This is a genomic window from Streptomyces marokkonensis (assembly GCF_039539045.1).
In the GTDB taxonomy this organism is placed as follows: Bacteria; Actinomycetota; Actinomycetes; order Streptomycetales; family Streptomycetaceae; genus Streptomyces; species Streptomyces marokkonensis.
Map to the genome: position 1 here is coordinate 1 of NZ_BAABCQ010000082.1, position 18,255 is coordinate 18,255.

15 protein-coding genes are annotated in these 18,255 nt (G+C 70.5%); 12 read left to right on the forward strand and 3 right to left on the reverse strand.

Translation table 11 applies throughout. The features are described from left to right. Positions 1 to 128: 128 nt before the first annotated feature. Positions 129 to 326, reverse strand: coding sequence for a DUF397 domain-containing protein (locus ABEA26_RS20720; RefSeq protein WP_345594289.1), 198 nt, complete (start codon positions 324 to 326; stop codon positions 129 to 131). Between the two features lie 10 nt (positions 327 to 336). Further along, a complete protein-coding gene (locus ABEA26_RS20725; RefSeq protein WP_345594291.1) occupies positions 337 to 1,188 on the reverse strand; it encodes a helix-turn-helix domain-containing protein in 852 nt (283 codons plus the stop codon). 374 nt (positions 1,189 to 1,562) lie between these two features. On the opposite strand from ABEA26_RS20725, the gene ABEA26_RS20730 reads away from it, so the two are divergent. The 3 genes from ABEA26_RS20730 to ABEA26_RS20740 all read left to right on the forward strand — a co-directional run bounded on the left by ABEA26_RS20730 (position 1,563) and on the right by ABEA26_RS20740 (position 6,814). Then, entirely contained in the window at positions 1,563 to 2,156 is a 594-nt protein-coding gene (locus tag ABEA26_RS20730) for an ATP-binding protein (RefSeq protein ID WP_345594293.1), read from the forward strand. Between the two features lie 249 nt (positions 2,157 to 2,405). Next, positions 2,406 to 5,993, forward strand: a complete 3,588-nt coding sequence (locus tag ABEA26_RS20735; protein WP_345594295.1) for a type I restriction endonuclease subunit R — start codon at positions 2,406 to 2,408, stop codon at positions 5,991 to 5,993. 74 nt (positions 5,994 to 6,067) lie between these two features. After that, entirely contained in the window at positions 6,068 to 6,814 is a 747-nt protein-coding gene (locus tag ABEA26_RS20740) for a M48 family metallopeptidase (protein ID WP_345594297.1), read from the forward strand. An 83-nt stretch (positions 6,815 to 6,897) separates the two neighbouring features. On the opposite strand, the gene ABEA26_RS20745 is transcribed toward ABEA26_RS20740, so the two are convergent. Continuing rightward, positions 6,898 to 7,242: a DUF427 domain-containing protein gene (locus ABEA26_RS20745; RefSeq protein WP_345594299.1), complete on the reverse strand. Its 345-nt coding sequence runs from the start codon at positions 7,240 to 7,242 to the stop codon at positions 6,898 to 6,900. Between the two features lie 92 nt (positions 7,243 to 7,334). Here ABEA26_RS20745 and ABEA26_RS20750 point away from each other — a divergent pair, with 92 nt between their 5' ends. The 9 genes from ABEA26_RS20750 (at position 7,335) to gatB (ending at position 18,220) form a co-directional block, all read left to right on the forward strand. Beyond that, positions 7,335 to 7,874: an LOG family protein gene (locus ABEA26_RS20750; protein ID WP_345594300.1), complete on the forward strand. Its 540-nt coding sequence runs from the start codon at positions 7,335 to 7,337 to the stop codon at positions 7,872 to 7,874. 27 nt (positions 7,875 to 7,901) lie between these two features. Then, positions 7,902 to 8,591 (forward strand): SDR family oxidoreductase, encoded by a 690-nt coding sequence (locus ABEA26_RS20755; RefSeq protein WP_345594302.1) that lies wholly within the window; start codon positions 7,902 to 7,904, stop codon positions 8,589 to 8,591. 46 nt (positions 8,592 to 8,637) lie between these two features. Further along, a complete protein-coding gene (locus ABEA26_RS20760) occupies positions 8,638 to 9,651 on the forward strand; it encodes a methionine synthase (RefSeq protein ID WP_345594303.1) in 1,014 nt (337 codons plus the stop codon). A gap of 15 nt (positions 9,652 to 9,666) precedes the next feature. Further along, positions 9,667 to 11,862 carry an NAD-dependent DNA ligase LigA gene (ligA, locus tag ABEA26_RS20765; RefSeq protein ID WP_345594304.1) on the forward strand — a complete coding sequence of 732 codons (2,196 nt, stop codon included), beginning with the start codon at positions 9,667 to 9,669 and terminating at the stop codon, positions 11,860 to 11,862. A gap of 259 nt (positions 11,863 to 12,121) precedes the next feature. Continuing rightward, positions 12,122 to 14,497 carry a putative bifunctional diguanylate cyclase/phosphodiesterase gene (locus tag ABEA26_RS20770; protein ID WP_345594305.1) on the forward strand — a complete coding sequence of 792 codons (2,376 nt, stop codon included), beginning with the start codon at positions 12,122 to 12,124 and terminating at the stop codon, positions 14,495 to 14,497. Positions 14,498 to 14,658: 161 nt separating this feature from the next. Further along, a complete protein-coding gene (gene gatC / locus ABEA26_RS20775) occupies positions 14,659 to 14,955 on the forward strand; it encodes an Asp-tRNA(Asn)/Glu-tRNA(Gln) amidotransferase subunit GatC (protein WP_003973500.1) in 297 nt (98 codons plus the stop codon). Positions 14,956 to 14,960: 5 nt separating this feature from the next. After that, positions 14,961 to 16,454: an Asp-tRNA(Asn)/Glu-tRNA(Gln) amidotransferase subunit GatA gene (gatA, locus tag ABEA26_RS20780; RefSeq protein WP_345594307.1), complete on the forward strand. Its 1,494-nt coding sequence runs from the start codon at positions 14,961 to 14,963 to the stop codon at positions 16,452 to 16,454. Beyond that, complete coding sequence (locus tag ABEA26_RS20785; RefSeq protein ID WP_210960232.1) at positions 16,451 to 16,690, forward strand: hypothetical protein; 240 nt, start codon at positions 16,451 to 16,453, stop codon at positions 16,688 to 16,690. Before gatA ends, ABEA26_RS20785 begins: the two co-directional genes overlap by 4 nt. A gap of 15 nt (positions 16,691 to 16,705) precedes the next feature. Beyond that, positions 16,706 to 18,220, forward strand: coding sequence for an Asp-tRNA(Asn)/Glu-tRNA(Gln) amidotransferase subunit GatB (gene gatB / locus ABEA26_RS20790; protein ID WP_345594311.1), 1,515 nt, complete (start codon positions 16,706 to 16,708; stop codon positions 18,218 to 18,220). The last annotated feature ends 35 nt before the right edge of the window (positions 18,221 to 18,255 follow it).

An 18,255-nucleotide genomic window follows, 5' to 3' on the forward strand; every position in this document is an offset into this window, starting at 1 on the left:
GGTCCGATCCGATCCATTGGCTCTCGCATTGCTGTCGTGGATCGTCAAATCGCCAAGCTTCGTGTTGTTCAGCGCGGAGTGATGGATGAGCTCCTCGGCAGGTAGGCTGGCTCGGTCTAGTTTCATGTTCAGAGTGTTTGGAAAGCGCCAGATTGGACAGCTCTGATGAATGAGGTGAAGGTAGACCGTTCAATTGAAAAAGTCGTGGCAGGATGAACGCTGTGTCGGATGCCTATGAAGCAGTCGTCCAAGGCCGCGACCTCTACGCAGTTGTTGCCACCCTCCTCCGAGTGTGACGACTTGTACCAACGTGGTCCAGACGACATGGGATACCTCCTACAGCTCTCGGGCCACCATGTGGATGAAGTCGGTCGACTCCCGTGGAGTCAACGCTGCCTTCTCGATCAAGTCCAGTCGTCTGCGGAAGTTCTCCAACTGGATAGGTGCGTCGTAGAAGACTGCTCCGGTCGGCGAGTCCATGTGCACGGTGTCCAGGTGCGGGTTGGCCGCTTCCGAGTAGAGGACGGTATCGCCGGCCATCGGGAAGCCTCCCGTCGTGAACGGGATCACGCGCAAGGTCACGTTGTCCCGCTCAGTCGTTGTCAGCAGGTGGTTCAGCTGGTCCCGTGCCACCTTGCGACCGCCCAATTGGATCCTCAGCGCCGATTCGTGGACGACTCCGAGGTACGGGATCGCGTGTGGGCCGTTGATGACGCGCTGGCGGGCCATGCGGTGCGCCACACGTAGTTCGACCTCCAGTCGGGGGAGTGGCGGAACGATGAGCTCGAAGATCGCCCTTGCGTGCGCTTCGGTCTGAAAGAGCCCCGGCAGGTGCGCAGTTTGCGCTGTGCGGAGTCGTACGGCGTGATGCTCAACCTCTGACACATCGAGGAAGCCGGGCGGAATCTTGCCCCGGTACTCCTCCCACCAGCCCGCCTTCCGGCCGCCGGTCATGTCGGCCAGTGCGTCTACGAGCGCATGGTTGTCGCATTCGTAGATGCTGGCCAGACGGCGCAGCCGTTCCTCGCTGATGCCGTACCTGCCCGCCTCGATGTTCGAGATGTTGGTGCGGTCCGTCCCCAAGAGGCCGGCCGCTGTGGGCGCGGACATGCCTGCGGCTTCACGGAGACGCCTCAACTCCCCTCCGAATCGCCGCTGTCGGATGGTTGGTGTCGCTCGCGGTGCCATTCGTACGTCCCCTCGTTCGCGCACAGTGTGTCGACGCTCTTCACTGTCTGCAACTGGCCTTCAATATTTAACTCGTTCCAGTGAGTCCGGTTACACGGGTTAAGTGTGCATGGCTATGGTGTGACCCACGCCACCCACCTGCTTCTCGGGGAGGAAGCGCACCGACCGCCCCGCCTCTCGTCCCCGGGCCCGACGAGAGGCGGAGCGGGCGGCAGGCCACCTCTCTGGGTGGCGCCGGCCGGGCAGCGCCGCAGGGCGTGAAGACCGCCACCCACCCACCCACTCACCCGCACTCCACTCACCCCGTCTCAACGAACCGAACCCGTAACTCGTCGCAGATGCGCAAGACACGCACATGCACAAGGAGGTGCCGCGTGAAGAATGCGGAACCGGAACACGAGCCGCGCCCCGAATCGAGCCCCGCATCACGTCCCGAACCACTCGGGCCAGCCGCAGAGCAGGCCACCTGCGGCCTGCTCCCCATCCCGTTCACCGAGCCCTGGGAGTACGAACTCCACTTCCCGCGCGATCCGCGAGGGCCGGCCGTCGCCCGTACGACGCTCAAGGCCGTACTCGGCGCGCATGGGCTGGGAGAGTTCACGGACCGGGCCGAGTTGCTGGCCTCCGAGCTGACCACCAACGCCGTCCGGTACTCCCTCGGCCCCGCCACCGTGCGGCTCTGCTGGACCAACCCCGTGCTGCGGGTCAGCGTCACGGACACCTGCCCGCTCGTTTCCGTGCCGTTCGCCTCGGCCGGGCCGGACGAGGAGCGGGGGAGGGGGCTGCTGATCCTCGATCTTCTGGCCGACGACTGGGGTGGGTGCCGTCTCGGCGAGTCCGCCTTCGGGGTCGGTGGCAAGAGCATCTGGTTCGAGCTGGTGCTGGGTGGTGGGGACCGGCCGACAGACGGCGGTGTCGGTGGTGGGAGAGGGCCGTCACAACCCGGCCCGTCCGCTCTCGCCGCCTGACGCCCCTGCGCGCCGCGCCACCCCCGCGGACCAGGGCCCACTCCGTGAAAGCGTGAACGCTTTGGGCCCAAGTGCTCACGCTTTCCCGAAGTACCCCCTCGCCCCACCGTTGACCGGATGCCGCCCTCACCGCGCCACGCCACCTGACGGCACCGGCTTCCGCCGATAGGGTGATCCGCACCTCTGTTCACGACGTGAACGGACGCGTACGGCAGCGGGCAACAGGCAACGGGTGGGCAAGGGGAGCCGGTGGCGGAACAGCCGGAGTACGTGAAGGTCGAACGGCCACTGATCGAACAGTTGACGGTCATGGGGTGGGAACACCTGCGGGGTGCGCCGCCCGGGGAGCCCGCGACCCGTCCCCGGGACACGGAACGCTCCTCGTTCACCGACGTCGTCTACGCGGACCGGTTCCGCAACGCCGTGGCCCGGATCAACGTCCGGTCGGAGGACGGCACGTCCTGGCTCACCGCGCAGCAGCTCGATCACATCCTCGCCCGTGTCCTCGGCACCGCCCCCGGTCGAGGGCCGGCCGGGCGGGGAGTCGCCGGGAACCTGGACGTCACGCGGCTCCTCCGGGAGGGCATCCCCGCCCGGACACTCCCCGGCTGGAGCAAGGGCGACCCCGAACACGTCCGGCTCGTCGACTGGGACGGACGGTTCGAGAACGGCAACGACTTCCTGGCGGTGTCCCAGTTCCGGGTGGAGCGGCCCGACGCCGAGGCCGCTACTCCGGACCTGGTGCTCTTCGTGAACGGGCTGCCCTGGGTCGTCATCGAGTGCAAGGCGCCCGTGACCACCCGGCGTAAGGACCCTCGGTTCGCCCTCGACGCGGCGGTCATCGAGGTCGTCGACTACGCGGGCGTGGACGCCGCCGCTCCGGTCGCCGAGTTCTCCAGATTCGCGCAACTCCTCGTCGCGACGGACCGGGCGCACGCCGAACTCGGCACCGTCACGGCCGAGGCCAAGCACTTCGCGCCCTGGCGGACCGTGGCCCCCGCGACGGAGGCGCAGGTAAGAGGCGAGACCCGTACGCCCGAGGGTCGGGACCTCACCGCGCAGCAGACGCTCGTCGCGGGCGTGCTGCGTCCCGCTCATCTCCTCACTCTCGTCCGGGATTTCACGACCGAGACGCGGCACGGCAGTCGTACGGTGAAGGCCGTGGGCCGGTTCCAGCAGTTCCGGGCCGTGCACGCCATCGCCGGGACGCTCCGGGGGCGCCGCACCGCGCTGGAGGCGAAGGAGGACGTCGACCAGCGCGGCGGTGTCGTGTGGCATACCCAGGGCTCCGGCAAGAGCCTCACCATGGCCTTCCTGGTCCGTCATCTGCGCAGCACCCAGGACCTGCGCGGACACAAGGTCGTCGTGGTCACCGACCGCATCGACCTGGAGAAACAGATCCGGCGCAGTCTCGCCGCCGCCGACGAGGACATCTACCGTTCCCGGTCGGTCGAGCAGGCCCGCCAGTACCTCGCGGTGGACGTCCCCGACGTCGTCCTGGTCATGCTTCAGAAGGCCCGACGGGACGACACGGCCTGGGACGGCCGCGAGGAGAAGCTCGCCGAGACGCCGGCCGAGCAGGACCGGGTGCAGAATCATGTCGCCAATCCGGGGCACGACATCGTCGTCCTCGTGGACGAGGCACACCGGGGACACCTCGCCTGGCAGCACGCCCGGCTGCGCGCCATGCTGCCGAACGCCGTACTGGTCGGCTTCACCGGCACCCCCATCCTCAGTAAGGCGCGCAAGACCACCGAGGACATCTTCGGCGGCTTCACCGACACCTACACCCTGCGCGACGCCGAGACCGACGGCGCCGTCGTCCCCGTGCGCTACGAGGCGCACCACGTCGACCTGGAGGTCATCGAGAAAGCCGTACTGGACGCCTCCTTCGACATCGAGGCGCCCAAGGAATCGAAGCAGCGGGAGCAGGTGCTGCGGAAGTTCGCCCGGAAGAAGGAAGTGCTCGAATCCCCCTCCGTGATCGCGGACAAGGCCGAGCACATGCTGTCCCACTGGACGCGCACGGCCCTGCCCGACCGGTTCGGGGCGCAGATCGTCACCGTGTCCCGGAAGGCGGCCGTCCGGTATCGCGGCGCGCTGCTGGACGCCCGCGACCGCCTCGTGGCGAGGGCCGAGCAACTCGATCCCGACCTGGTGCACGACCCGAACGGCTACGACTCCGCCTCGCCGGACGAGCGCGAACTGCTGGATCTCCTGCCGCACCTGCCGCTGCTCCGCTCCATCGACGCCGCCGTGGTCATCTCCCAGGCGTCCTCGGGGCAGGCGAAGGCGAAGGACCCGGCGGACTGGAAGACCTGGACCGCCAAGTCCCGGCAGGACGCGCACATCGCGCGGTTCAAGCAGGGGCTCGGCGATCCGCACGCGGCAGCACACGACCCGTCGTGGGACGCCTCGACCCACGGCAGGCCGAGCGCAGCCACGTACCCCGGTGGCCACCTCGTGACGGGTGACGATCCCTGGGACGGCGAGGCTTCGCCGGACATCCGTGGCGGCACCGGGAGGACCGAGGACGAGGACGACCCGATGGCCTTCCTGGTCGTCCAGTCCATGCTCCTCACCGGCTTCGACGCCCCCGTGGAACAGGTGCTCTACCTCGACTGCCCGCTCTCCGGCGTCGGACTGCTCCAGGCGGTCGCCCGCACCAACCGCCTCTATCCGCACAAGGAGTGGGGCCAGATCGTCGACTACATCGGGGTGGGGCCCGAACTCTCCCGTTCCATGGACGAGTACGACGCGGCCCACCTGCGGGCCGTGTACGGCTACCAGGACCTGTCCCTCGACCACCTGGCGCCGGACTACCAGGGCGCACAGCCCGTCCGCGACCGGATGTGGCTGGAGACCGAGGCTGCCGCCGACAACCGGCTCGACGACCTGCGCACCCAGATCACCCGGCTCCTCGCCGACCGGGGCATCACCTCACTCCGCGCCGAGGCGCAGCGAGAGGACCTGCTCGCCGCACTCGCAGACCCGACGCTGATGGGCGAGTTCGACGAACTCGTACGGGACTTCCTCACCGCCCTCAACGCCGTACTGCCGAGGCCGGCCGCGCTCAAGTACGAGACTGAGGCCCGGCTGCTCGGTGAGGTCCAGTACCTGGCCCGGCAGCGGTACCTGGACAGCCGCGACGACTTCAGCCCGCGCCGCTACGGTGCCAAGGTGCGCCGGCTCATCTCCCGCCACCTGAGGGTGTCGGCGATCGAGGAACGGGTGCCGTCGGTGGAGCTGACCGCGGTCGACTTCATGGAGAAGGTCGGCGCGAACCCGGATCCGCGGACCAGGACCGACTACATGCGCAGCAGGCTCCGGCTGCACATCGACGCACGCCTCGGCTCGGACCCGGCGCGCTACCAGCGGTTCAGCGAACGGTTGGAGGAGATCGTCCGTTCGATGAGCGACGACTTCGAACAGGCCGCCGCCGCACTCGCGGTTCTGGTGGCCGACGTGGTGGCGGCCGAAGGGGACGGGCCCGGTCCGAACGACGGGGACGACCGGATACGCGAACTCGACCGGTGGACCGAGCAGCCGGTGTACGGACTCTTGAAGGATGTGGTCGAGGAGACCGGGGCGCCGGAAGGGGCGGATCTCGTGCAGGGGGCCCTCGGGCTCACCGCGAAGATCGCACGGCTCGTCGGCTCCCAGGACTTCGTCACCCTGGCCGACACCCAGATCAGGGTGCGCAGGGAACTGCGCCTCTACCTGGAGAGCGACCTGCACATGGACTGGGCCCGGGTCGGGGACCTGGCCACAGACCTGGTGGAGCTCGCACGCAACCGACACGCCGACTTCCTGCGCTACAGGCGCCGGACGGAGTGACCGGGCGGGCCGCACCCGGTCGGCGAAGCCACCGTCGTCACAGGACCGTCGTACACGGGTGGTAGGAAGAGCGGGTGACCGGCACCGTCCACCCCGTCCAGCAGGCGATCGCCTCCCTGCCGCTCCCCGAAGAGTGGGAGTGGGAGTTCGTCGTCCGGCCCCGCCGCCGCACCCTGGGCATCGACGTCGCGCCGGACGGCGGGGTGCGCTTCGCCGTCCCGCCGGACGCGGATCCGCGTCAAGTGGCCGACGCGGTGAGGGCCCGGCTGCCACGGCTCGCGGACGAGGTGCGGCGGCGACGGAGACGACCGGCCGAGCAGGTCAAGGAACTGGTGGACGGAACGGGCTTCGCCTACCTCGGCCGCCGGCACCGGCTGTTGGTCATCCCGGCGGACGAGGGACACCGACATGTTCGGCTGCACCAGGGGCGGCTCGAACTCCCCCGGTCCGACGATCGACGCGAGGGCGGACGGCGCATCGCCGACTGGTACACCGACTGCGGCCGTCGCTGGCTGGGCCTCCGCATGCCCTCGTTCGCCGGCGTCGTCGGAGTCTCACCAAAAGGGCTTGTGGTCCGCGACCTGGGCACTCGCTGGGGCGCCTGCGATCCCGACGGGACGATCAGCGTTCACTGGGCCGTTCTCCAGCTGCCGCCCGCGCTGGTGGACCTCGTCCTCGTGCACGAACTGTGTCACCTGCGGGCGTCCGGCCACGGAGCCGAGTTTCGCAGGCGCCTGCGGAGCGTGCTCCCGGACGCCAACGAGCGTGAACGTCGTTTCGCCGAGGAGGAGCCCGAGCTGTGGCGGGGTGCGGTGAGGTGACCCCGACCAACGTTCACGTGGGGATCTGCCGGCACCGCAGATCATGCCCGGTCGGGATTCACATCGGGCAGGGCGTAAATCGGTCAGGACACCTCGACCTCGTAGAAGCACAGGTGGTCCTTGATGTCCCGTACCTCCGGCTTCGGGTCAGGGTACGCCCAGACGACGTCCGCCGCCTGGGGCAGCGACCAGTAGGACGCGTCGCCCTTGAAGGGGCAGTGCGTCTGCGTGTCGGACGGGGTCAGCAGGTCGAGGCGTACGTCCCGGGGCGGGAGGTAGTACCGCTCCGGAAGGCCTGTCTCCCGCAGGACCAGTGCCTCGTCGCTCTCCGCCAGGACCTGCCCGCCGTGCACCACGCGCACGTGCCGGTCGCTGGGCTCGACGGTGATGCGGTGTCCCTTGAGTCCCTTGAGCTTTTCGAGTCCCACGATCGTCCTCCTTGGTGGCAGTGGCCCCGGTCACTACAGCGCGGCCGGAAGCCGGGTTCTTCCCCGTGGGGCGCCGAACGTACCGTTGCCCCATGAACATCTGCGTCTTCCTCTCCGCCGCCGACCTCGACGACCGCTACACGCGCCCCGCGCGGGAGTTCGCCGAACTGCTGGGCAAGGGCGGTCACACCCTCGTCTGGGGCGGCTCCGACGTCGGTCTGATGAAGGTCGTCGCCGACGGAGTGCAGGAGGCCGGGGGACGCCTGCTCGGGGTCTCGGTCGACTTCCTGGCGGCCAAGGCGCGCGAGGGCGCCGACGAGATGGTGATCGCCCGGGACCTCGCCGAGCGCAAGCGGCTGCTGCTGGAGAAGGCCGACGCCGTGGTGATCATGGTGGGCGGCACCGGCACGCTGGACGAGGCCACGGAGATCCTGGAGCTGAAGAAGCACGGGCACACCGACAAGCCGGTCGTCCTGCTCAACACGGCGGGCTTCTACGACGGGCTCAAGGAGCAGTTCCGCCGGATGGAGGACGAGGGGTTCCTGCCCCGCCCCCTCACCGAGCTGGTGTTCTTCGCCGAGGAGCCCGTCGGGGCGCTGGCCTACCTGGAGGAGAGCCAGGGCATCGAGTGAGGCCGCGGTGGTGCGAGCATGGCGGGCATGGCTACACATGTGATCACCGGAGCGGGCTCCGGCATCGGCGCCGCCGTCACCCGCCGCCTGCACGAGCGCGGCGACGAGGTCGTGCTCCACGCGCGCGACGCGGGCCGGGCGAAGGAACTGGCGGCCGCGTTCCCCGGCGCCAAGACGCTGGTCGGCGACCTGGCCGACCCGGAGAAGCTCTCCTGGGCCTTCTCGCACCAGACCCTGCCCGACCGCGTGGACTCGCTGCTGCACATCGCCGGGGTGGTCGACCTCGGCCCGGTCGGCGAGCTCACCCCGAAGACCTGGCGCAACCAGCTGGGCGTCAACCTGATCGCCCCCGCCGAGCTGACCCGCCTCTTCCTGCCCCAGCTGCGCGTCGCCCAGGGCCACGTGCTGTTCGTCAACTCGGGATCCGGCCTGAACGCCCACGCCGGCTGGTCCGCGTACGCCGCCTCCAAGCACGGCCTGAAGGCCCTGGCCGACGCCCTGCGCCAGGAGGAGCACGCGAACGGCGTCCGCGTCACCTCCGTCTACCCCGGCCGCACCACCAGCCCCATGCAGGCCAAGGTGCACCAGCAGGAGGGCAAGGAGTACGACCCCACGAAGTGGATCGACCCCGAGTCCGTCGCCACGACGATCCTCATGGCCCTGGACCTGCCCAGGGACGCGGAGGTCAACGACCTGACGGTGCGCCCGGGACGGTGACGGCCCACCGGGGCGCGGGCCGCGTCCTGCCGCATAGGCTGGCCGGGTGAGCGACAACAGCCAGACCAGCCCGCGCTTCGGCCCCGCCACCGGCATCGGCTCCCTGCCGGGGGACGACGCCCGTGAGGCCGTCAAGACAGTCACCGGCACCTTCGAGGACTTCCCGTACCTCCCCGAGCTGCCCGCCCGCGGCCCCGGCGCCGACATGATCGGACGCACCGCCGGGATGCTCGTCGAGCTGTACGCGCGCGTGGAGCCCAGCGGCTGGCGGCTCGGCGACCGGCCGGGCCGCGACACCAAGCGGGCCCGGGCCTGGCTCGGGGAGGACCTCGACGCCCTGGAGGAGTTCACCCAGGGCTACGAGGGGCCGCTGAAGGTCCAGGCCGTCGGCCCCTGGACGCTGGCCGCCGCCCTGGAGCTCAGGAACGGCGAGGCGGTCCTCTCCGACGCCGGCGCGTCCCGCGACCTCGCCGCCTCGCTCGCGGAAGGGCTGCGCCTGCACCTCGCCGAGGTCGGGCGCCGGGTGCCCGGCGCCCGGATCGTGCTCCAGCTCGACGAGCCGTCCCTCACCGCCGTCCTGCGCGGCCAGGTACGGAGCGCCAGCGGCTACCGCACCCATCGGGCCGTCGACCGCCAGGTCGTCGAGGCCGCGCTCCGCGATGTCGCGGGAGTGCACGGCGACGGACCCGTCGTGGTCCACTCCTGCGCACCGGACGTGCCGTTCGCCCTGCTGCGCCGGGTCGGCGTCACGGGCGTCTCCTTCGACTTCTCGCTCCTCACCGAGCGTGACGACGACGTGATCGGCGAGGCCGTCGAGGGCGGCACCCGGCTGCTGGCCGGTGTCGTGCCGGGCACGGACACCGCATTGTCAGACCCTGCCGGTAGCGTCATGGGGGTCAGAACGCTGTGGCGCAGGCTGGGGCTGCATCCGGGGCTTCTCACGGAAGCGGTCACCGTGACGCCGGCGTGCGGACTCGCGGGCGCGTCCCCCGAGTACGCCCGCCGGGCGCTCGCCCACTGCGCCCGGGCGGCGAGATCCCTCGCGGACAACCCAGAGTAACGGGAGGACAACACGGTGGCCGGCGACAAGCAGGCGGAGACGACGAGCGTGCCCGCCGAGGCGCGCGAGAAGCACGTGCAGCTCGCTGAGCGGATCGAGGAGCACCGCTTCCGGTACTACGTGAAGGACGCCCCCGTCGTCAGTGACGCGGACTTCGACCGGCTGCTGCGTTCCCTGGAGGAGCTGGAGGAGGAGTATCCGGAGCTGCGCACCCCGGACTCTCCCACCCAGAAGGTCGCCGGGTCCTACGAGACGGAGTTCACGGCCGTAGAGCACCGCTCGCGCATGCTCTCCCTCGACAACACCTTCAACGACGACGAGCTCGCCGCCTGGACCGAGCGCATCGCCAGGGAGCTGGGCGAGCAGAAGTACCACTTCCTGTGCGAGTTGAAGGTCGACGGACTCGCCGTCAACCTCACCTACGAGCGGGGCCGGCTCGTCCGCGCGGCCACCCGCGGCGACGGCCGCACCGGCGAGGACATCACCCCCAACGTCCGCACCATCGCCGATATCCCGGAGCGCCTCACGGGGGACGAGGTCCCCGACCTCGTGGAGATCCGCGGCGAGGTCTACTTCCCGATGGAGAAGTTCCAGGAGCTCAACAAGCGGCTGAACGAGGCGGGGGACAAGCCCTTCGCCAACCCGCGCAACGCGGCGGCGGGTTCGCTGCGCCAGAAGGACCCGCGCGTCACCGCCACCCGACCGCTGCACATGGTCGTCCACGGCATCGGCGTCCTGGAGGGCTTCAAGGGCATGACCCGCCTCTCCCAGGCCTACGACCTGCTGAAGACCTGGGGCCTGCCCACCTCCCCGCACAACAGGGTGGTCGACGGACTCGACGGCGTACGGGAGTTCATCGCGTACTACGGCGAGAACCGGCACTCCGTGGCGCACGAGATCGACGGTGTCGTCGTCAAGCTCGACGAGATCCGCCTCCAGGGACGGCTCGGCTCCACGGCCCGCGCACCGCGCTGGGCCATCGCCTACAAGTACGCGCCGGAAGAGGTCAACACCAAGCTCGTCGACATCAAGGTGGGTGTCGGCCGCACCGGCCGAGTCACGCCGTACGCGCAGGTCGAGCCGGTCACGGTGGCCGGCAGCGAGGTGGAGTTCGCCACGCTGCACAACCAGGAGGTCGTCAAGGCCAAGGGCGTACTCATCGGCGACACCGTGGTGTTGCGCAAGGCCGGTGACGTGATCCCGGAGATCCTCGGCCCGGTCGCCGACCTGCGGGGCGGCGGCGAACGGGAGTTCGTCATGCCGGCCGAGTGCCCCGAGTGCGGGACGCCCCTGAAGGCGATGAAGGAGGGCGACATCGACCTCCGTTGCCCCAACGCCCGCACGTGCCCCGCCCAGTTGCGTGAGCGTGTCTCCTACCTCGCGGGCCGGGAGTGCCTGGACATCGAGCACTTCGGTGGTGTCGTGGCCGCCGCGCTGACCGGTCCGCTGGAACCGTCCGAGCCACCGCTGGTGGACGAGGGCGACCTCTTCGACCTCACCGTCGAGAAGCTGCTGCCCATCAAGGCGTACGTCCTCGACCCGGACAGCGGGCTGCCCAAGCGCGACCCCAGGACGGGCGAGGAGAAGATCGTCACGGTCTTCGCCAACAAGGAGGGTGAGCCGAAGAAGAACACGCTCGCGCTGCTGCAGCACATCGGGGAGGCGAAGACCCGTCCGCTGGCCCGCTTCCTCAACGGGCTCTCCATCCGGCACGTCGGGCCCGTCGCCGCCCAGGCACTGGCCCGCGAGTTCCGCTCACTCGACCGCATCGAGCAGGCCACCGAGGCGGAGTTGTCGAACACCGAAGGCGTCGGCCCGATCATCGCCACCGCCCTCAAGGAGTGGTTCGCCGAGGAGTGGCACCGCGAGATCGTCCGCAAGTGGAAGGCGGCCGGAGTCCCGCTGGAGGACCGGTCGACGGGGGAGGACGAGGGGCCCCGGCCGCTCCAGGGGCTGACCGTCGTGGTCACCGGCACCCTGGAGAACTTCACCCGGGACGGAGCCAAGGACGCCCTGCAGAGCAGAGGCGCGAAGGTGACCGGGTCGGTCTCCAAGAAGACGTCGTTCGTGGTGGTCGGTGACAGCCCCGGGTCGAAGTACGACAAGGCGATGCAACTGAAAGTACCGGTTCTGAACGAGGACGGTTTCACCGTCCTGCTCGAACAAGGACCCGAAGCGGCGGCCGACGTCGCACTTTCGGCTGAGGAATAGCGGTTGAAGGCCACCCGTTCGGCGCATATCAGATGCATACGGGTGGCCAGGACGCATTCGGGCAACCGCCGACGACCGGTGCCCCTGGAAGCCCTCCGCGGCCTACTGTTGAGGTTGTGCGCCCGCCGTGCCCGGCTGCGGTCGGGGCATCCCCCTGCCCCGAGGGACGGGAGGAAGAGGTCTCCGACGCGGAGCCGTTGATGGTGGTCGAGGCGGGGGCCGTGTGGCGTGGGCACCGCCGGCTGTGAGAGGGACGGGAATGGAACCGACCGAGAGCGCCGCCGCGGGCTCACGGCTGCGCCTGCGTCGCATGGTGGGCGCGTGGCACGTGAGCCGGTGGCTCGGGCAGCGCGGTGGTGGCGCACCGCATCCCACGGCCGCCGCCCGCGGCTCCGGGCCGCCCGCCGCCGCCCGCGGCACCGCGTCGCCGGTCACCGGTCGTGGCTCCGGGCCGCCGGTCACCGCTCGCGGCTCGGGGCCGTCCACCACCGGTCGCGGCTCCGCGCCGCCGACCGTCCGCCACCCCCCCGTCCTGTCCGGCACCGGCACCGGCGCTGATACCGACACGGGCCACGACGGCGAACGGCACCTGGGAGGGCCCGCGTTGCCCGCGGCGGTCGTCGCGGCCGCCGCCTTCGTGCTGGGCGCCGGCTTCTACCGGGCCTTCACCGACGGCCAGGCCCTCTTCCCGTCCGGCACCGTCGGCTGGTCCCTGGCCGTGCTGACCGGCATCGTCGTCGGCCACCTGGTGATGCTCGGCCGCTCCCGCTGGTGGGGCGGCACCGGCTCCGGCGCCGCCCTCACCCTCGCCGTCCTGCTGCTGTACGGCTGGCTCCCGGCCGGCCTGGTCAGCCTCACCGTCGTCGTCCTGGTCGGTATAGCCCGCCGGGGCCGCTGGCGGCAGGGCGTCCTGCACGGCGCGGTGGACATCCTCGGCATCGCCGCGGGCGCCCTGCTGCTGGGCGTCTGCGGCTCCGTACCGACCGTGGAGGACCCCTGGGACCCGAACACCTGGGGGGTGTACGCGGCGCCCAAGGTGGTGCTCGTCGCCGTCGCCTATCTCGCCGTCACCCGCGCCCTGCTGTGGTACCTGCAGACACCGCGCCCAGGCCTGCCCACCGTCGCCCGCTCCGCCCTGGCCAGACAGGGCCTGGTCGCCGTCGCGCTGCTCGGCATCGCCCCGCTGGTCTGCGTGGTCGCCGTCGCCAAGCCGCTGCTGCTGCCGCTGTTCTCCATCCCGCTGATCGCCCTCGACTCCACCCTGTGGATCGCCCGCGCCCGGGCCGAGGAGCAGCTGCGCGACCCGCTCACCGGACTGCCCAACCGCCAGTGGCTGCTCGAGCGGATTTGGACCGCCCTGGACGACGCCGAGCGCATCGGGGCCCGCGCCGCCCTGATGCTGATCGACCTCGACCGCTTCCGGTCGGTCAACGACACGCTCGGACACCTCGCCGGCGATCGGCTGCTGTTGCAGACCGCCGACCGGCTGCGGCAGGCCCTGCCGCGCGGAGCGGAGGCCGCGCGGCTCGGTGGCGACGAGTTCGCCGTCCTGCTGCCCGTCGCCGACTCGACCACGTCGGCGACCCGGATCGCCCGGAGCCTGGTGGCCGCGCTCAGTTCCCCGATGGACCTGGACGGGCTCACCCTCGTCCTGGAGGCCAGCGCCGGCGTCGCCGTCTTCCCCGACCACGCGCTGGACGCCGAAGGGCTGCTGCGCCGCACGGACGTGGCGATGTACCAGGCGAAGCGGGACCGTACGGGTGTGGAGGTCTACGAGTCCAAGCGGGACTCCAACACCCCGGACCGGCTCGGGCTGCTGGGCGACCTGCGCCGGGCCCTGGACGCCCACGAGGTCCAGCTGCACTACCAGCCCAAGGTCCGCTTCGACGGACAGGTCGCGGGCCTGGAGGCCCTGGTCCGCTGGGTGCACCCCGAGCGGGGCAGGGTGCCGCCGGACGAGTTCATAGCGATCGCCGAGTCCTCCGGACTGATGCCCCACCTCACCGAGTACGTGCTGGAGACGGCGCTCGAACAGGTCGCCCAGTGGCGCTCCCAGGGCCTGTTCGTGCCCGTCGCGGTCAACGTCTCCCCGCGCGACGTCCACACACCCGGCTTCGCGGGCGCGGTCGCCGCCCGCCTCGCCCGGCACGGCGTCCCGGCGGGAGCGCTCCAACTGGAGATCACGGAACACGTCCTCCTGGAGGACCCGCAGCGCGCCGCCGACACCCTCAACGCGCTGACCGGACACGGCGTGAAGATGTCCCTGGACGACTTCGGCACCGGCTACTCCTCCCTCGTCCACCTGCGCAAACTCCCGGTCAGCGAGCTCAAGATCGACCGCTCGTTCGTGGCCCGGCTGGCCGTCGACGCCGAGGACGCGGCCATCGTGCGCTGCACCGTCGACCTCGCGCACTCGCTCGGTCTGCTCGTCGTCGCCGAGGGCGTGGAGGACGACGAGACCTGGGAGCGCCTGCGCGACCTGGGCTGCGACGCCGTACAGGGCTGGCTGGTCGCGGCCGCGATGCCGCCGGAGGAGACCACGGCCTGGCTGCTGGCCCGCGGCGACCGCGGCTGGCAGCGTCCCGCCGCGGCCCTTCCGGCAGCCGCGGCGGACGACCCGGGGCGAGTGGGATAGCGACGGGGCCGGCGCCCCTTGGGGTCGCTCCGGCGCCGTCGCTCCGGCGCTGAGGGCGACCGTTTCACGCGCACCGGCCCCCGACCCATAGGATTGGGCCAAACCGACTTGCGAAAGCCGATTTGCCCACACCACACACACTCACCCCAGAGGAACGCTGCATGCCTGGCATCACGCGCGAGGAGGTCGCCCACCTCGCCCGGCTGGCGCGTCTGGAGCTGAAGCCCGAAGAGCTCGAGCACTTCGCGGGACAGCTGGACGACATCATCGGCGCGGTCGCCCGCGTCAGCGAGGTCGCCGACCAAGACGTACCGCCGACCTCGCACCCGCTCCCGCTGACGAACGTCATGCGGCCGGACGAGGTCCGTCCGTCGCTCACGCCCGAGCAGGCGCTCTCCGGCGCCCCGGCCCAGGAGCAGCAGCGATTCAAGGTGCCGCAGATCCTGGGGGAGGAGTAACCGCCATGAGCGACATCATCAAGCTCACCGCGGCCGAGATCGCCGCGAAGATCGCCTCCGGCGAGCTGACGGCCGTCGAGGTCACCGAGGCCCACCTGGCCCGCATCGAGGCCGTCGACGAGAAGGTGCACGCCTTCCTGCACGTCGACCGCGAGGGCGCCCTCGCCCAGGCCCGTGCCGTCGACGCCAAGCGCGAGCGCGGCGAGAGGCTCGGCCCGCTGGCCGGCGTCCCGCTCGCACTCAAGGACATCTTCACCACCGAGGGCATCCCCACCACCGTCGGTTCGAAGATCCTCGAGGGCTGGATCCCGCCGTACGACGCGACCGTCACCCAGCGCCTCAAGGCCGCCGACGTCGTCATCCTCGGCAAGACCAACATGGACGAGTTCGCCATGGGGTCCTCGACGGAGAACAGCGCGTACGGCCCGACCGGCAACCCGTGGGACCTCACCAGGATCCCCGGCGGCTCCGGCGGCGGCTCCTCCGCCGCGCTCGCGGCCTTCCAGGCGCCGCTCGCCATCGGCACCGACACCGGCGGTTCCATCCGCCAGCCCGCCGCCGTCACCGGCACGGTCGGCGTCAAGCCGACGTACGGCGGCGTCTCCCGCTACGGCATGGTGGCCTTCTCCTCCTCCCTCGACCAGGGCGGCCCCTGCGCCCGTACGGTCCTGGACGCGGCCCTGCTGCACGAGGTGATCGCCGGACACGACCCGATGGACTCCACCTCCATCGACGCCCCGGTCCCCGCGGTCGTCGAGGCCGCCCGCAACGGCTCGGTCTCCGGCATGCGCGTCGGCGTCGTCAAGCAGTTCCGCGGCGAGGGCTACCAGCCCGGCGTCGTCCAGCGCTTCGACGAGTCCGTCGAACTGCTGAAGGAGCTGGGCGCCGAGGTCGTCGAGCTGGACTGTCCGTCCTTCGACCTCGCGCTCTCCGCGTACTACCTGATCGCGCCGTCCGAGTGCTCCTCCAACCTCGCCCGCTTCGACGGCCTGCGCTACGGCGCGCGCGTCGGCGACGACGGCACGCACTCCGCCGAGGAGGTCACCTCCCTGACCCGCGAGGCCGGCTTCGGTCCCGAGGTCAAGCGCCGCGTCATGCTCGGCACGTACGCCCTGAGCTCGGGCTACTACGACGCGTACTACGGCAGCGCCCAGAAGGTCCGCACCCTGATCAAGCAGGAGTTCGAGCAGGCCTTCGAGCAGGTCGACGTGATCGTCTCCCCGACGACCCCGACCACCGCCTTCCCGATCGGCGAGCGCGCCGACGACCCGATGGCGATGTACCTGGCCGACCTGTGCACCATCCCCACCAACCTGGCGGGCAACGCGGCCATGTCGCTGCCCTGCGGCCTCGCACCCGAGGACAACCTGCCGGTGGGGCTGCAGATCATCGCCCCCGCCATGAAGGACGACCGGCTGTACAAGGTCGGCGCCGCGGTCGAGGCCGCCTTCGTGGAAAGGTGGGGCCACCCGCTGATCGAGGAGGCACCGTCGCTGTGAGCGCACTGTCCAAGGCCAAGGGCTTCAAGAGCTCGAAGTCCGGCCTGTACGTCTCGATGGCCACGTCGGCGTTCGGCGCCGTCGGGGTGTACAAGCAGATCAAGAAGGCCCGCGGCGACCACGACACGCTGCGGCTGCTCGACGCCGTCGTGACCGGAGCAGCGGTCGTCACCAACCTCGCCATCCTCTACCGCGAGCTGAAACGCCTGGGCGACGACGACGTCCTGCTGGGCTGAGAGGGAAGTTTCACCGTGACCACCACGACCGACCTGGTGTCGTACGAGGACGCGCTGGCGTCGTACGACCCCGTCATGGGCCTCGAGGTCCATGTCGAACTCGGCACCCACACCAAGATGTTCTGCGGCTGTTCGACCGCACTGGGCGCCGACCCCAATACCCAGACCTGCCCCGTCTGCCTCGGCATGCCCGGCGCGCTCCCGGTCGTCAACGCGACCGGCGTCGAGTCGGCGATCCGGATCGGCCTCGCGCTGAACTGCGAGATCGCCGAGTGGTGCCGCTTCGCCCGGAAGAACTACTTCTATCCGGACATGCCGAAGAACTTCCAGACCTCCCAGTACGACGAGCCGATCGCCTTCGACGGCTACCTCGACGTGCAACTGGAGGACGGCGAGACCTTCCGCGTCCAGATCGAGCGCGCCCACATGGAGGAGGACACCGGCAAGTCGATGCACGTCGGTGGCGCGACGGGCCGTATCCACGGCGCCTCGCACTCCCTGCTCGACTACAACCGCGCGGGCATCCCGCTCATCGAGATCGTCACCAAGCCGATCGAGGGAGCGGGCGAGCGTGCCCCCGAGGTCGCGCGGGCCTACGTCCGTGAACTGCGCGAACTCATCCGGGCGCTCGGCGTGTCCGACGCCCGCATGGAGATGGGCCAGATGCGCTGCGACGTGAACCTGTCGCTGCGCCCGCACGGCCGGGAGAAGTTCGGCACCCGCAGCGAGACCAAGAACGTCAACTCGCTGCGTTCGGTCGAGCGTGCGGCCCGCTTCGAGATCCAGCGGCACGCCGCCGTGCTGAACGACGGCGGCACGATCATCCAGGAGACCCGCCACTTCCACGAGGACACGGGGTCCACGACCTCGGGCCGCGTGAAGGAGGAGGCCGAGGACTACCGGTACTTCCCGGAGCCCGACCTGGTACCGGTCGCCCCGGCGCGCGAGTGGGTCGAGGAGATCCGCGCCACCCTGCCCGAACTGCCGCTGGTGCGCCGCAACCGGCTCCGCGAGGAGTGGGGCATCTCCGGCAACGACATGCAGTCGATCCTCAACGCCGGCGCGCTGGACCCGATCCTCGCCACGATCGACGCCGGTGCCGACGCGGCCTCCGCCCGCAAGTGGTGGATGGGCGAGCTGGCCCGCAGCGCCAACGAGTCGGGCAAGTCGCTCGACGAGCTGGCGATCACGCCGGAGCAGGTCGCGCGGGTCGCCGAGCTCGTCACCAAGGGCGACCTGAACGACAAGCTGGCCCGCCAGGTCATCCTGGGCGTCATCGCCGGTGAGGGCACGCCGGACGAGGTCGTCGACCAGCGCGGCCTGAAGGTCGTCTCCGACGAGGGCGCGCTCACCACCGCCGTCGACGAGGCCATCGCCGGCAACCAGGGCGTCGTGGACAAGATCCGGGGCGGCAAGGTGGCCGCCGTCGGCGCCCTGGTCGGCGCGGTCATGAAGGCGACCCGGGGTCAGGCGGACGCGGCGCGCGTCAAGGAGCTGATCCTTCAGAAGCTGGGCGTCGACGAGGGCTGAGCGCCCGCCTGCGGTACTTGAAGGGGAGGTGCCCC

Coding starts and splice junctions, on each gene's coding strand:
- ABEA26_RS20720 (WP_345594289.1), bottom strand. CDS start 326: ATGTCGTCTGGACCACGTTGGTACAAGTCGTCACACTCGGAGGAGGGT.
- ABEA26_RS20725 (WP_345594291.1), bottom strand. CDS start 1,188: ATGGCACCGCGAGCGACACCAACCATCCGACAGCGGCGATTCGGAGGG.
- ABEA26_RS20750 (WP_345594300.1), top strand. CDS start 7,335: ATGAACATCTGCGTCTTCCTCTCCGCCGCCGACCTCGACGACCGCTAC.
- ABEA26_RS20755 (WP_345594302.1), top strand. CDS start 7,902: ATGGCTACACATGTGATCACCGGAGCGGGCTCCGGCATCGGCGCCGCC.
- ABEA26_RS20770 (WP_345594305.1), top strand. CDS start 12,122: ATGGAACCGACCGAGAGCGCCGCCGCGGGCTCACGGCTGCGCCTGCGT.
- gatC (WP_003973500.1), top strand. CDS start 14,659: ATGCCTGGCATCACGCGCGAGGAGGTCGCCCACCTCGCCCGGCTGGCG.
- gatA (WP_345594307.1), top strand. CDS start 14,961: ATGAGCGACATCATCAAGCTCACCGCGGCCGAGATCGCCGCGAAGATC.